Here is a 13,437-nt window from a genome sequence, read left to right on the forward strand (position 1 = left end):
CCGATTAAACAGCGGGTTTTTTTAGCTTATTCTCTAAGCTTATTGTTAAGTCTATAAGGAACGTTATGAATCAAACTGCTGATATCCTTGACCTTGCTATGCAAGCGATACAACAAAACATCGATGCCGTATTAGCAACCGTGGTTCGTACAGAAGGCTCGGCGTATCGGCAACCGGGTGCGATGATGATTATCTGCGCTGATGGACGTTCGGTGGGAATGATTAGTGGAGGCTGCCTTGAGCCGCACATTATCAAACGTGCATTTTGGCTGACCCGCTATGGCGCGAGCGTTCAGATATACCAAACAGGGGATGATATTGGATATCTTAACAATGCCGATCCTGATTCAACTGTTATAGAAGAAGGCACTACTGTCAAAGATGAAGATAGGTCTGAAGACGATCCTTTAGAGGGCGAGCTCAATTTTGGCTTGGGTTGTAATGGACGAGTACATGTATTGTTTGAGCGTTTAGCGACAGCAATACCGCTACTCGATTTAATCCGTCAGGTTCGTAATACTCAACAGCCGGTAACCATTGCCACTCTTGTTAGGTCTGATAGTCCTAAAATCAAAGGGACAGAGATGCAAGTTGGTACCCGTATTTATTTAGATAAGTATTTAAAAACAGGAAAGCTAGCTGATGTATATTTGAACCGCCATATGGCAGGCGACTCGAATACTTTGATAGATGATATGTTTTTAAATGCGATCAAAAAACTATCAAAGTATAAATTTCATAAAAAAAATGCTGAATACATTGAGCTAACGGGCAATTTAGAGTTACAACCTACAGGTGGTTGGCAGCATGAGGCTGAGTGGTTATTTCAGCGCATTTGCCCACAAAACCGATTACTCATTTGCGGGGCAGGTAACGATGTTATACCACTGGTGACAATGGCAAAGCTCCAAGATTGGCATGTCACAGTAATAGACAGTCGTCCACAATATGCAACACGTTTGCGCTTTAGCCAAGCAGACTCAGTATTGTGTTTAGCCTTGGATGATACTGAAACATTGCTCAAGCTCAGTGCTGGCGCCGCCGTTGCTGTGATGTCTCATAGTCTGGCCCAAGACCATGCTCGACTAGCCGTGCTACTAAAACATTCTACTCAATATCGTTATCTTGGACAGCTGGGACCTCGTTATCGTACTGAGCGTTTAATTAAAGAAATTAGTGAAATAAGCGCTAACCCGAATGTTTTAGCGGATGGTATTCGTAAACTGCATTATCCTATCGGCTATAAATTGGGTGGGGATGGACCTGAAGCATTGGCACTCAGTATCATGGCACAAATGAGCGCGGTGATTTATGGACACACGTCGCAAACATCACTTCCAAATAACCACTATGATCTGGGCACCTCAGAGCAATCAGTCTTCAATAATTATAAAAATGATTACGCCCATGACTAGCGATGTTGATACTCATAATTCTATTTTACCAACCAAAACGCCATTGTTTAGCAGTATAGAAAATAATGAAAAAAACCATGCTGTTATTATTTTAGCAAGCGGGCTGAGCGAGCGTCTTGGTCAACCCAAGCAACTGCTTAGCAAGCATGGCGAACCTCTTATCTTTTATATGACTAAAATAGCATTAGCCACAAATCCTATTGCTGTTATTGTTGTCATTCCTCAAGATCAACCAGCAATTGCTGATGCGATTAGTGGGTTAGTCCGTCAAAATACCATAATCTATTCCGTGGTTAATTTAATACCTAAAACGGGTATGGCGCATAGCTTGTCTCTTGGTATTGACGCTTTAATTAACTTGGAGATCTCGTTGATTAATCGCGTCTTAATCATGGGTGTGGATCAAGTATTGTTAGATAATGAGCATTTAACAGAATTATTAGTGGCCAAAAGCACAGTGGTTGCTAGTAGTTATCAATGTCTAGATAAAGCCTCTTCTACTGATACAAGTAAAAGTAATATCGTTGGTCTTCCGATAGTCATTAATGTTGAGTGTCTCAAACAGTGGCAGCCAGCACTGATAGGGGATAAAGGTCTGCGCCATTTGATTAGAGCCTTACCACCCAATCATTTAAGTACGATCATAAACCATCAGCTTAGCTATGATATAGATACACCCAAACAACTTTTTTACGCCAGACAACAGCACTGGCTTGATGCTTAGTCATTTATAAAAAATGCGTAGTTATAAGCACATAAATACTGAATAGGAAGCTATGCTCGTCAGATTTAACCACTCCAATTTTATCAGATGCCGATGTATCATGATCAGGTAGTGAAGGATGCAGACCTGTAAAATACTGTCCAGTTATTCACCCTATCTTTCTCAAATTCTTCATATACTGCTTAAATGAGTTAGCGCGATTATTTCGAATCATCTAGGGTTTATTATATCCTTAAAGGATATTGAGACTTCAATATCGTATTAAAGCGGGCAGTATCCGTGATGACACTCAAAGGTCTATGCAAGTAGGTTTCTGGTGGTTACGGTCACGAGCAAGTTCATTTTGTTGCTCCTGATGCTGATAGGCTAGCAGATAAGCAAGGCAATATAGATCTGGTCATCAAAGCAGATATCGCTCATTTATGGTTTGTAAAGATCCATTCTTATTATCGGGGCAGTTCATTATTTATAATAGATATAGAAACACCACCTACATTTATAAATATAGGTGGTGTTTCTATATAAGCATATAGCAACTATAGCTCTTTCGAACGCATCTTGTCTAAGATTAGAGCTTTGAGTAAACTAATAGCCATTAAAATAATGATAAGTGAAAATGGTATTGCTGCGACAATCATAGCTGAGGTAATAGCGTTTAGCCCTCCAGCGAGCAGTAAAGCAGCAATTATGGCAGTCAAAGCAACACCCCAAACTATAATATGCTTTGACCCGTTTTCAACTTTATCCTTGCCTGCGGAGTTGAGCATATTAACGACTAATAATGCAGAATCCGCAGAAGTCACTAAATATGTTAGCAGTAGTACAACTACCATTGCGGACAACATATTTGCCATTACGGGCTCGAGCATAAAGCCAATAATCTCGAATAGCTGAGCGGTTAGTCCTGAATCAAATATTTTGCCGCCAGCAACACCGCTTAATTCTAGATTAATACCTGTACCACCAATAAATGAGAACCAGACAAACAGAGTGAGGCTAGGGGCTATAATACCAATCAACCCGAATTCACGAATGGTGCGATTCTTGGAGATACGAGCTAGAAACATACCAACGAATGGAGCAAATGCAATCCACCATGCCCAGTAAAAGATAGACCAACTGGTTTGCCAGCTACCTAACTCAGTATTAGGATCCCATACAGTAAATACCATTGCGGGTAAATGCACTACATAAGTCAGAATACCTTTTCCCAACATCTCTAAGGCAAACATAGATGCCCCGAAAATCAGGAAAAATGCTAATAGCAAATAGGACAATATCATATTAATGTTACTCAACCACTTTATGCCACGTCCAACCCCTGACAAGGCAGAAATTATCGAGAGACACATCACTACAAACAGTGATACTAATAAGGCCCCTGTCGTTGGTTCCGGATTAACGGGGTTAGTTACTAACCAGCTAATACCAGTAATACTATATAGTCCTGAAGCAAAAGAACTTAAGCCTATACCAATGGTTTGGGCAATACCAAATAAAGTTGCAATTACTGCAGCAATATCGATAACATTTCCTAATGCTCCTTCTAAGTGTTTACCAAATAAGGGAGTTAGTGCGGAACGTATGGTTAGTGGTAGACCACGGGAATAAGCAAAAAATGCTAAACAGATGCCAACTAAACTATAGGTTGCCCAGGCACTGATACCCCAATGAAGAAAAGAGTAGCGAAAGGCTGCATCTAAAGCATCCTCTGTCTTAGGCGTGACAATACCATCGATAGCATTTAATGTATTAGCATTGACTTGATCTTGATAAAAAGTAAATACATCGGCACCTTGAGGTAATTTTAAGCCGTTAGCATTTAAAGCCGATATTATTATTTCTTTTGACATAATAGTATCTGGGTTGTTTGCCAAATGCCAAATTGGTTCAGCTGCACTATATGTTAATACACCAATACCAATACCTGCGCCAAAAATCATGGAAAACCACGAGAAATTTGAAAACTCGGGTTTTCCATTAGGGTCAGAACCAAGTTTAGTGCGTCCAAATGGTGGCCATAAAATTACCGTAAGGCAAACTAATAAATAAAATGCTATAGAATAGGTATAGTAGCTGTTGAGGTTGGCATACGACCAATTTTTCATGGTATCTAGAATAGCGCCAGAACGATCTACATCACTCAAAATCCAAACGACGATCAAAATGACTAATATTTTTGATGTTATGGTGACAAAGCGATTAAAATCCTTATAAAAACCTTTATCATGAGTTTTTATATTTAACTCTTTTAATGGGGGACGAATAGGCATAGTTTTTTCCTTAAAACTTAATACGATAGATGGTTAACTTACAACCATTCAACGATAGTGTTACTCAAGTATTTGCCCTTTATGTATTTTCCTAATTCTAAAGCGATCTCATAAGCTTCAATAGCACTATTATTAGTGAATTCTGCTAATAATCTGATTGATTCTTCTTCATCCAAGTCGTTTATCTTCTGCTTCAGACGCTGTTGCTCATCAAACAATTTATGCTGCAATTGATTGAACTTAGGGATTACTAGATTCTTGGCTATAGCGTCATAATTACGATAACAAAGCTGTCCGACCTCTTGAAATGCCCACCAAGCAGAATCCAAGTCGTAGTCTCCAGTGACTGCCAACTGATAAGACTTAGGTATATTACTGGCTGCTAGGTAAAATGGTACAAAGCAGCTAAGCTTACTTGCTGCGGATGCTATCCACATACAGCCTGCTGTATTTTTATTGGCGTTTTTGAAAGCATCTTCATTATCTGATAACTCAAAGACCATAGAAAATACTGTGCCACCTTGGCCAATACTGTGACTGACCTCCATCCAAAATGGATTGTGAGCTACCCCTGCTTCTTGACGCTGGGATAAATCATATTCAGTATTCTCAAAGGTATCTCCCAATAGACTCATAACATCCGCTATAGAAAGTTGCTTATTAGGTTTTCCTTTATATATATATAGACTTGGATCATGGTTGAGACTACATAATCTATGCACACAGTTATATCTTCTCAGCGTATTAACGGCTCTATCTGTGCCGCCAAAAGCATCGGAGACAATTGGACCTTGACTAAAAATTTTGGAAAAATTAAAAGGCTCACTCTCGTCATATAAATTATGTTCTTTAGCATACGAGCGCAAATTTGCTGAATAGATAAAGGTGTCATGATCTGAAAAGTTGATTTCTTGCGTCCCAAAGCAATTTGGACGACACTCAACCTCATAATTACTAACTCTTTTGGCAGCCCATTGACCACCAGGAACAAGCTCTAAGAAAAATCCTTCTTTTGGGTCAGATATCGCTATGGTTACCGCACCTTTACCGCCTTCTATAGAAGACACGCTATAGCCATACTTATCAATTAATTCACCAATCATTTGCACAGATTGTCTGGCTGTTTTACCTCTCTCTAAGGCTAAAATTGAGATGTCGTCAGCTTCTAGGATGTCTTTTTTACCTTGTCCGTTATGAAAGGTATAGACTCCTGTCATGCCTACCGCGACTTGATTTTCATTAACACCGTTAGCCCATGATAGAGGGCGGGTGCCTGTCTCATAATCACATACTGTATAGGTATAAGCATAGGTTTCTGATGCTTGTGGTATTTGAACGCCTTTCACTGTGACAAAGACGTCTTCTTTCTTATGAAATTTATGGGGCTGGTGATGAACTTGCCCCGGGCTACCAGGCCAATCATCATTAACACCCATAATTACGCACCCTGTTGTGGTGGTATTACGTCCGGCGATAACAGAGAAACACATGATTATTACTCCTATTTCTATGAGCTATTTTATTATTCATATCTTAATGTTAGGTTACGGTTTCTAGCTTGCTACTGGCTAAACGTTTAGTCGCTGCATTTTTGCCTATGAAATAATAAACAAGACAAGTCACTAAGAAACTAAAGAACACACTACCAATAGTACTACTGACAAAAGGTAGATTTGGGGCAACAAAATACGACCCTGCGCCTATAAACCACGAAACGATAGCCATGGCGTTTATGCCATTGCCATACCAATATGGGCCGCTTTTATCATTGAACTTGGTAATATCATAGTCTTGTTTACGCAGCAGATAAAAATCCACTAACATAATAGCGATACAGGCTGGGAAAAATGCGCCTAAGAAAATAAGGAAGACTTGGAAGGTATCTAAAAATGAGCCTAGTATTAAAGGTGATAAGCCAATCAGAGCGGCTAATGTGCCAACGACGATCATCGAAAGCTTGGCTGGAAGTTTTTCACTGATGTTGGCAGTTGAAAATCCACCAGAGTAGATATTAATCATATTGACGGCAACGGTAGAGATGACAATTAAGATATTCGCTACCATGCCCATACCTAGTGTGCCTGTGATATAAGCCAAATCTGCAGAATAGGGGTCAAATAATCCGCCATTCATAACAGCAACGGCGATGGCGCCAGCCGCACCAACTATGAGAAACCATAGCATACCGAATGCAGCGCCAAGCATAGGCCAAATTGTCGCCGCTCTTTTGCTGGTTGTATAACGGGTATAATCAGCAATACACATTACCCACGCAAAGCCATTAGCCAAAACGATATCTAAACCACCACCCATGGTCAGAGACCAGCTAGTGTTTTTTGGATTGTCTGCTAACGACCAACCCCATAAATCGGCAAAAGACACTAAAGTAAAGATTTTGTAAGATATCCATACACTCAAAACCACAAGACAGACTACTGCTATCACTTGCGCTTTTGAGATATATCTAGCACCGTAAACTGCAGTGGCAGTAGAGACCAACATAATCAATAAGACAGAGACAATGATATTGCCTGCGAAATAAATATCGCCACCGGTAAAGTAGCTGATTATCGTAGATAACGCTGTGGCCGCTATATAGGTATTGACCCCACACCAGCCAACGAACTGTAACGCATTGAGAATGGATGGTAATTTACTGCCCTTAATGCCAAAAGGTACTCGGCACAAGCCCATATTGGTTGAAGCTATCTTATAGCCCATAAAGCCTACTAAGGCTAAAATAATATAGACAATTGGATTGCCTATTAAAGAGGCGATAACAACCCCGCTTAAACCTAAGGCGCCCATGATGGTGCCCATATACCAAGTGGTTGGATTTGCATTAGCACAAATCCAAGTGGACATCATCTCTTTGCCACCGTAATATCTGGCGTCCATGGGCACATACTCATCAATGGCGTAGTCGCGTATTTTGCTTTGCTGCTTATCATTGTTTTTTTCCACTGTGAATTCCTTTTCACGTCTTATTTAAAATACAGCCAAACTTAATTAAAGGTTTTTAGCAGATTCAGGTAAATAGCTATTAACCATAGTTTTCCTCAAAATATAAAGCACAAGTGTTGCTATATTTTCTAGGTAGTACAATGAATTACATTTGCTAATTATGGTCTAGATCAATCCTCTCATAATTCTTTATTGTATTACCTCATGACAAACGGATTAGCCATCGGCTCCGCCGAAATATTAATCCATGTGGTTTTTGTGCGTGTATAGGCAAGTACTGATTCGCTACCGGCCTCACGCCCATAACCTGACTGGTTATAGCCACCAAAAGGCGCCATAGGAGAAATAGCTCGATAGGTATTAATCCAACATACACCTGAGCGAATTTGCTGTGAAACGCGATGTGCTCGGGCTAGGTTTTGAGTAAATACGCCTGAGCCTAAACCGTAAACACTGTTGTTTGCCATCGCAATGGCTTCTTCTTCGGTATCAAATGCTACCAAAGACATGACAGGACCAAACATTTCAATTGTTTGGGTTTCAATATCCGTATTCGGGCATTCGACTAGCGTTGGACAAAAGTAATTGCCGTCTGCTAATTCAGATTGTTCAGGGGAATGACCACCAAAACGTATCGTAGCGCCTTGGGCAACAGATTTTTCTAACGTGTCTTTAATACGCTCAACTTGAGCTTTGGTACATAAAGGCCCGACGTGGGTGTCAGGATTGAGTGGGTTACCAATGACAATGTTTTTGGCTTTTTCTTCTATACGTTTGATAATTTCAGGCAAAATAGAGCGTTGAACAAAGCCACGAGATCCTGCGACGCAAGACTGTCCAGAAGCGCCAAAGTTACCCGCAATAAGACCATTAGCAGCACTTTCCAAATCTGCATCGTCAAAGACAATAATTGGCGATTTGCCACCTAATTCTAGGCTGGTGACCGCAAAGCTATTGGCAGAGTTTCTAACCACATGCCGCGCCGCTTCAGGCCCACCAGTAAAGGCAATCTTGTCTACATCTGGATGACTGGTTAAGGGAATGGCGCAGTTTTCGGCATCGCCTGTAATGACAGAGACAACCCCTTTAGGAAAGCCTGCTTGTTCTACTAATTCGGCGAAGGCAAACATAGGGCAGGGTGCGATTTCGGACGCTTTCAGAATCATGGTACAACCAGCGGCTAGCGCAGGCCCTAACTTAGTTGCAGTCAAGAACATCTGGGCATTCCATGGCACCACAGCGGCCACCACACCGATTGGTTCACGAGTCGTAAAGACGTGCATATCGGGTTTATCAATCGGTAGCGTTGCACCTTCAACCTTATCGGCAAGGCCTGCAAAGTAACGATAATAGTCACCAATATAACGTGTCTGGGCAACGGTTTCGTGAGCCAGCTTGCCGCTGTCAGTGGTTTCAATTTTGCCTAATTTCTCTGCGTTTTGCTCGACAAGCTCGGCTAGGCGGTAAAGTAGTTTCCCACGTTGAGTCGCTGGCATTTTTGCCCATTCAGGATTGTTTAGTGCTGCTTTAGCAGCGCTGACAGCACGGTCAACATCGGCAGGACTGGCACAGGCAAAGGTTGCCCACGCTTCACCCGTAGCAGGGTTATAACTTTCTAGGCGTTGGTTGTTACTACCTTCGCACCACTCACCATCGATATAGAGCTGGTAATGAGGTTTGGTCATGGTGATTCTCCAAATTTTTTATTGGGTTGTCTGTTCATCATTCACTAGAGGAAGAGTCTGAATAAGGTTATGCAAACGCTGGCATGACATCATCAATGAAACGGCGTAACGATGCCCGCTTCTGCTCATAGGTCATGCTAGAATCAATCCAAAACGCAAATTCGTCATAACCCAATTCTTCATATATTTTGAGTTTTTCAATGACTTGATTTGGTGTCCCTATGGGCATGTTTTCTAACATTTTTTCAGGCGCGTACATGTCGATTTTTGACATCTCTTCTTCGGTCAATGTTTGAATAAGTCCTTGATGAATCGGACGTTCATTTTTGAACCATGCACCAAAGTAGCAATAAAAACGGCTGATACATTTTGCTGCTTCCGCAACGTCATCGGCATTACTACCAACGTAAGCGTGCTGTAAAAGCATGATTTTGGGGTTTTTACCTTCTCCGTACTCAGTTTTTGCATTTTCAAAGGCTTTCATTAAGCTTTGGATTTCTGTCATACCTTGCCATAGTGGGGTAACTTGCACGTTGCAGCCATTTTCAACCGCAAAATTATGGCTATGAGGGTCGCGTGCAGCAATCCACATTGGTACACCACCATCTTGTAGAGGTTTTGGGGCTGAGGTAGTAGATGGAAATTGTGTGTATTTGCCATCGTGCGCGTAGTCACCTTTCCATAGTTTTTGGACGGCAGGGACAAGTTCGCGCATACGACCTCCTGCTTCCATAGCATCCATACCCGGCATCAAACGTTCGTATTCAAAATTATAGGCACCGCGAGCAATCCCTAAATCCAATCTGCCTTTGGTAATAATGTCGGTCATTGCGGCTTCACCCGCCAGTTTAATAGGGTGCCAAAATGGAGCAATAACCGTTCCTGTACCCAAACGTACATTTTTAGTATGGTGTGCCAAATCGATTAAGTTCAAAAATGGGTTGGGGGAGATGGTAAAGTCCATACCATGATGTTCACCTGTCCAAATAGCATGCATACCTCCCTGATCAGCCATTTTTGCTAGCTCAATAAAGTCATCGTGGAGTTGTTGATATGTTTGTGTCTCGTCGAGGCGTTCCATATGCATAAATAATGAAAATTTCATAAGGCAAATCCCTTGCTGTTTGTTTTAAGTTGAATATAAGATTTAATGGACCTTGCCAGACTCTTCTTGTCCGACATATACACCATAGAAGCCATTTTTGCTTTCGGTCGCATAACGGTTCATCATAGTAGCCATGGCTGGGGTCGCAAAATTTTGTTCTGCGAGACTATCAATAGCGACATATTCTCCCAATCCTTTGGTATCTGACGATTCTGCAAAGGCTCGGTAAAAAATATAGTTGTTATTGTTTTTTGTATTTTCATAAATTGAGAAAACGGCACCTAGCTGAGCTTCAATACCATTTTCTGCTAAAAATTGCTTAATAGTACTGACAGCATTAGTGTTTTCGTCAGTAATAGTGTTTGGTAAGTTGGCTTTACCATCACTTTGGCTCAATAACACTTTTCCAGCATGTTCAATAATCACACCCACACTCACTTGTTTTTGCTGGGTACTAATCTCAGCTGCTTCGCGTTCTAGTCCTAAGCTAAAATAACCACCCGACGCATAACCTAAGCCACGTCCTTCACGAGCTGAAAAGTCTAGTACTTGGCCAACTAAAAGATGATGATCTCCTGCTTCAAGATTGCGCTCCGTTTTACAAGAAAAGTGTGTTAATGCACCATCGATAATTGGATTGCCTTGCTCATCTGTATGCCAGTCAATTTGACTAAAACGGTCGTCTTTTGAGCCAGCAAAGATGTTTGAGATGTTCTGTTGGTCTTCGCTTAAAATGTTGACGGCAAAGTGTTCACAGTTGGCAAACACATCAAAACTGGATAGAGATTTTGCTGGGCACACTAATAGTAATGGTGGCTCAAGTGATACCGAAGTAAATGAGTTTGCGGTAAAGCCCACGGGTTTACCATCGTCAGTCATAGCGGTTATTACAGTAACGCCAGTCATATAGCTACCAAATGCATTACGTAAGGCTTTAGAGTCAAGTTGCTTCATAACTACCTCTTCTTTTAAATTAGTATGCTTTTAAATTAAGCAAGCGTCATATTGTATGATTCGCATTGAGTAAAGAACGTCGCCAACGCTGCATTAACGTCGTTAGCGTGGGTCATTTGGGTCATATGGCGAGCTTCAGGTACGATAACCGCATGACCATTGGGTAATAACTTTGCCATCGCCAGTGACATTTCAGGCTTAGAATTAATGTCCAATTCGCCCGTTAGAAATAACGTAGGTACAGCAATAGATCTTAAGTCGGCTGCTGCAATACCACGCAAATGGGCAAACATCTGATAAGCCCGTGCATACCCTAAGCGACTGCCGTTATCCAACCATGTCCGGCATAACTCTGCTTCTAAGCAGTATTGAGGGTCGCTATCAAACCATCGAGCAATCGGTTGGTCAGTGACATTTTGGTCAAGGTTGTTCAGCAGCGATTCAGCCCGAGCTTTTACACCTTGAGCAGCTGCATCCGGACGATCATAGATGGCATTAAGTGCAGCAATACCGCGTACCACTTGGGGGTAAGATACTGCAGTTTGTAACGCTGTCATCGCCCCTAATGAATGCCCAACTATGATTGCTGGCTGACAAATAACGTTATTGATGAATGTTTTTAGCGCGTCAGCAAAGTCTTCTAATATCAAAGTGGAGTTAGGCAATGACTCACTTTCCCCATGTCCTGGCATGTCAATCGCATAGCAGTGGTAGCGGTCGTTGAATACCGGTAATTGCTTATACCAACTTTCCGCCCTTAAGCCAACGCCATGAATGAAAACGATAGGAATAGCTTTATTGTTTTCATTACCGCTATAGTGATAAGCAAGCCCATCAGAGATTTTGCGTGCCCATTTCATCAGTGATTGCTCCTTAGACTGCTGCTGGGTTATTCAAATCACGACCAAGATCTTCTAAATCCTGATAGCGGTCTCCGATTCGATGATGCGGACGACCACCCGTTGCTCCGCCTAAAACAATCACAACTTCATCGTCACGAGGTGCATCAGGAATTGCAAATTGAATCGTCAAGTAATGTGAGCGGCGGCCCGCATCATCTTTATCCATTAGAGGGACCATAATGGGTGTATTGGCAGTGCCGCGTATGTTAGTAAATGCTAAATAAGTATTAGCAGATAAAGCTTCACGATAAAAATTGCCAAAATGCAATGTATGAATTAAACCTGAGGCATGTTCTATCTCACCATTTAAACCCACGATGGCTGCTTTACCATAAGCTTCTATCTTATCTGCACCACCTGCTAATTTAATGATTTTATCAGTAAGAAGTTTACCCAAAATAGGTGCGAAAGCTTGTATTTCAGGTTTAAGGTCAGCAGCATAACGTCCTGCCCATGGATTGGTAATCACCGCAGCAACAGCAAACATACGCAGTGGTTTTTCGGCAGCTTTATAGCCTTCAACTAAGATTTCTTCTTCAAAAGTCACGATTTTTCTAATCTCTGGTTTTTGCATTATAACTTACCTCTATTGGTTAATAGTTGCCAACAATATTGGTATACCATAATACGGTATTAAATAAATTACTAGCTTTTTTTTAAAACAAATATTATGGTATACCGTAATACGATATGAAAGCGTACTGCTTTTTCGCGTCATACTCGTTATACTTCTTTTCTATGTTTAAGAGGGTAGAGACGTCATGTTAGAAAAAGTAGAAAAGCCAAAAACTTTAAAAGACACTGCACTAGAGCAATTGCGACTAGCAATTATGATAGGACAGCTAGCCCCAGGTAAGCGATTGGTGGAGCGGACTATTTGTGAACAGTTGGGCGTTAGCCGAACTGTAGTACGTGAATGTATAAGACATTTAGAAAGCGAGCATTTAGTTACCTTTTCTGTAGGAGGTTCTTCAGTTGCTGTATTAGAAAGCAGTGAAATTCGCCAAATTTATCATCTGCGTGCGATGTTAGAGGGTGAGGCGGTTCGCCATTGCGCGGAACAAGTGACACCTGAACTAGTAGAGAATCTACAGAATGATTTGATTCAGATTCGAGATAATTTACATGCAGGAGACGTAGTAAAAGCGCTTGCGCACTCCTATTCGTTTTACGAGCGTCTATTCTTTACTGCTGGCATGACAGTAGCATGGGAATTGACAGAACGATTGAATGGTCGTATTGGTCGCTTACGATTTATGACTTTATCTACACCAGAGCGAGCAATCAAGGGTCCAGATAATTTGCAAGAAATTGTTAATAATATTGCAAAGGGTGATAGCAAAGCGGCAGTCAAAGCTTGCCAAAAGCATATTGATGAAGCATGCCGGATGGGTTTGCATCTTAATGAACAATAA

General features: G+C 41.4%; 11 protein-coding genes. 3 read left to right on the forward strand and 8 right to left on the reverse strand.

Going from position 1 to position 13,437, the window contains the following annotated elements; genetic code table 11:
* Window positions 1-65: 65 nt before the first annotated feature.
* Both FQ084_RS08250 and FQ084_RS08255 read left to right on the forward strand, forming a co-directional pair.
* Complete coding sequence (locus tag FQ084_RS08250) at window positions 66-1,415, forward strand: XdhC family protein (protein ID WP_149490140.1); 1,350 nt, start codon at window positions 66-68, stop codon at window positions 1,413-1,415.
* The gene (locus FQ084_RS08255; protein WP_149490141.1) at window positions 1,408-2,139 is read left to right on the forward strand and encodes a nucleotidyltransferase family protein; all 732 of its coding nucleotides are present in this window, start codon (window positions 1,408-1,410) and stop codon (window positions 2,137-2,139) included. Before FQ084_RS08250 ends, FQ084_RS08255 begins: the two co-directional genes overlap by 8 nt.
* A 536-nt stretch (window positions 2,140-2,675) precedes the next feature.
* Here the strand turns inward: FQ084_RS08255 and FQ084_RS08265 are convergent.
* The 8 genes from FQ084_RS08265 to FQ084_RS08300 form a co-directional block, all read right to left on the reverse strand.
* Window positions 2,676-4,412: a BCCT family transporter gene (locus FQ084_RS08265; protein ID WP_149490142.1), complete on the reverse strand. Its 1,737-nt coding sequence runs from the start codon at window positions 4,410-4,412 to the stop codon at window positions 2,676-2,678.
* 38 nt (window positions 4,413-4,450) lie between these two features.
* The gene (locus FQ084_RS08270) at window positions 4,451-5,902 is read right to left on the reverse strand and encodes a C69 family dipeptidase (protein ID WP_149490143.1); all 1,452 of its coding nucleotides are present in this window, start codon (window positions 5,900-5,902) and stop codon (window positions 4,451-4,453) included.
* A 49-nt stretch (window positions 5,903-5,951) separates the two neighbouring features.
* Entirely contained in the window at window positions 5,952-7,376 is a 1,425-nt protein-coding gene (locus tag FQ084_RS08275; protein ID WP_149490144.1) for a purine-cytosine permease family protein, read from the reverse strand.
* 197 nt (window positions 7,377-7,573) lie between these two features.
* Window positions 7,574-9,061 carry an aldehyde dehydrogenase gene (locus tag FQ084_RS08280; protein ID WP_149490145.1) on the reverse strand — a complete coding sequence of 496 codons (1,488 nt, stop codon included), beginning with the start codon at window positions 9,059-9,061 and terminating at the stop codon, window positions 7,574-7,576.
* A gap of 67 nt (window positions 9,062-9,128) precedes the next feature.
* Window positions 9,129-10,166, reverse strand: coding sequence for an LLM class flavin-dependent oxidoreductase (locus FQ084_RS08285; protein WP_149490146.1), 1,038 nt, complete (start codon window positions 10,164-10,166; stop codon window positions 9,129-9,131).
* Between the two features lie 42 nt (window positions 10,167-10,208).
* Entirely contained in the window at window positions 10,209-11,120 is a 912-nt protein-coding gene (locus FQ084_RS08290; RefSeq protein WP_149490147.1) for a flavin reductase family protein, read from the reverse strand.
* 35 nt (window positions 11,121-11,155) lie between these two features.
* On the reverse strand, window positions 11,156-11,980 hold the full coding sequence (locus FQ084_RS08295) for an alpha/beta fold hydrolase (RefSeq protein ID WP_149490148.1): 825 nt from the start codon (window positions 11,978-11,980) through the stop codon (window positions 11,156-11,158).
* Window positions 11,981-11,993: 13 nt separating this feature from the next.
* The gene (locus tag FQ084_RS08300) at window positions 11,994-12,596 is read right to left on the reverse strand and encodes an amino acid synthesis family protein (RefSeq protein ID WP_149490149.1); all 603 of its coding nucleotides are present in this window, start codon (window positions 12,594-12,596) and stop codon (window positions 11,994-11,996) included.
* A 187-nt stretch (window positions 12,597-12,783) separates the two neighbouring features.
* Here FQ084_RS08300 and FQ084_RS08305 point away from each other — a divergent pair, with 187 nt between their 5' ends.
* Window positions 12,784-13,437: a GntR family transcriptional regulator gene (locus tag FQ084_RS08305; RefSeq protein WP_149490150.1), complete on the forward strand. Its 654-nt coding sequence runs from the start codon at window positions 12,784-12,786 to the stop codon at window positions 13,435-13,437.

This window comes from Psychrobacter sp. ANT_WB68 (assembly GCF_008369115.1).
GTDB lineage: Bacteria > Pseudomonadota > Gammaproteobacteria > Pseudomonadales > Moraxellaceae > Psychrobacter.

What these genes read in the sequence shown, in the direction of transcription:
- FQ084_RS08250 (WP_149490140.1), top strand. Translation starts at nt 66, where the DNA reads ATGAATCAAACTGCTGATATCCTTGACCTTGCTATGCAAGCGATACAA.
- FQ084_RS08255 (WP_149490141.1), top strand. Translation starts at nt 1,408, where the DNA reads ATGACTAGCGATGTTGATACTCATAATTCTATTTTACCAACCAAAACG.
- FQ084_RS08265 (WP_149490142.1), bottom strand. Translation starts at nt 4,412, where the DNA reads ATGCCTATTCGTCCCCCATTAAAAGAGTTAAATATAAAAACTCATGAT.
- FQ084_RS08270 (WP_149490143.1), bottom strand. Translation starts at nt 5,902, where the DNA reads ATGTGTTTCTCTGTTATCGCCGGACGTAATACCACCACAACAGGGTGC.
- FQ084_RS08280 (WP_149490145.1), bottom strand. Translation starts at nt 9,061, where the DNA reads ATGACCAAACCTCATTACCAGCTCTATATCGATGGTGAGTGGTGCGAA.
- FQ084_RS08285 (WP_149490146.1), bottom strand. Translation starts at nt 10,166, where the DNA reads ATGAAATTTTCATTATTTATGCATATGGAACGCCTCGACGAGACACAA.
- FQ084_RS08290 (WP_149490147.1), bottom strand. Translation starts at nt 11,120, where the DNA reads ATGAAGCAACTTGACTCTAAAGCCTTACGTAATGCATTTGGTAGCTAT.
- FQ084_RS08295 (WP_149490148.1), bottom strand. Translation starts at nt 11,980, where the DNA reads ATGAAATGGGCACGCAAAATCTCTGATGGGCTTGCTTATCACTATAGC.
- FQ084_RS08300 (WP_149490149.1), bottom strand. Translation starts at nt 12,596, where the DNA reads ATGCAAAAACCAGAGATTAGAAAAATCGTGACTTTTGAAGAAGAAATC.
- FQ084_RS08305 (WP_149490150.1), top strand. Translation starts at nt 12,784, where the DNA reads ATGTTAGAAAAAGTAGAAAAGCCAAAAACTTTAAAAGACACTGCACTA.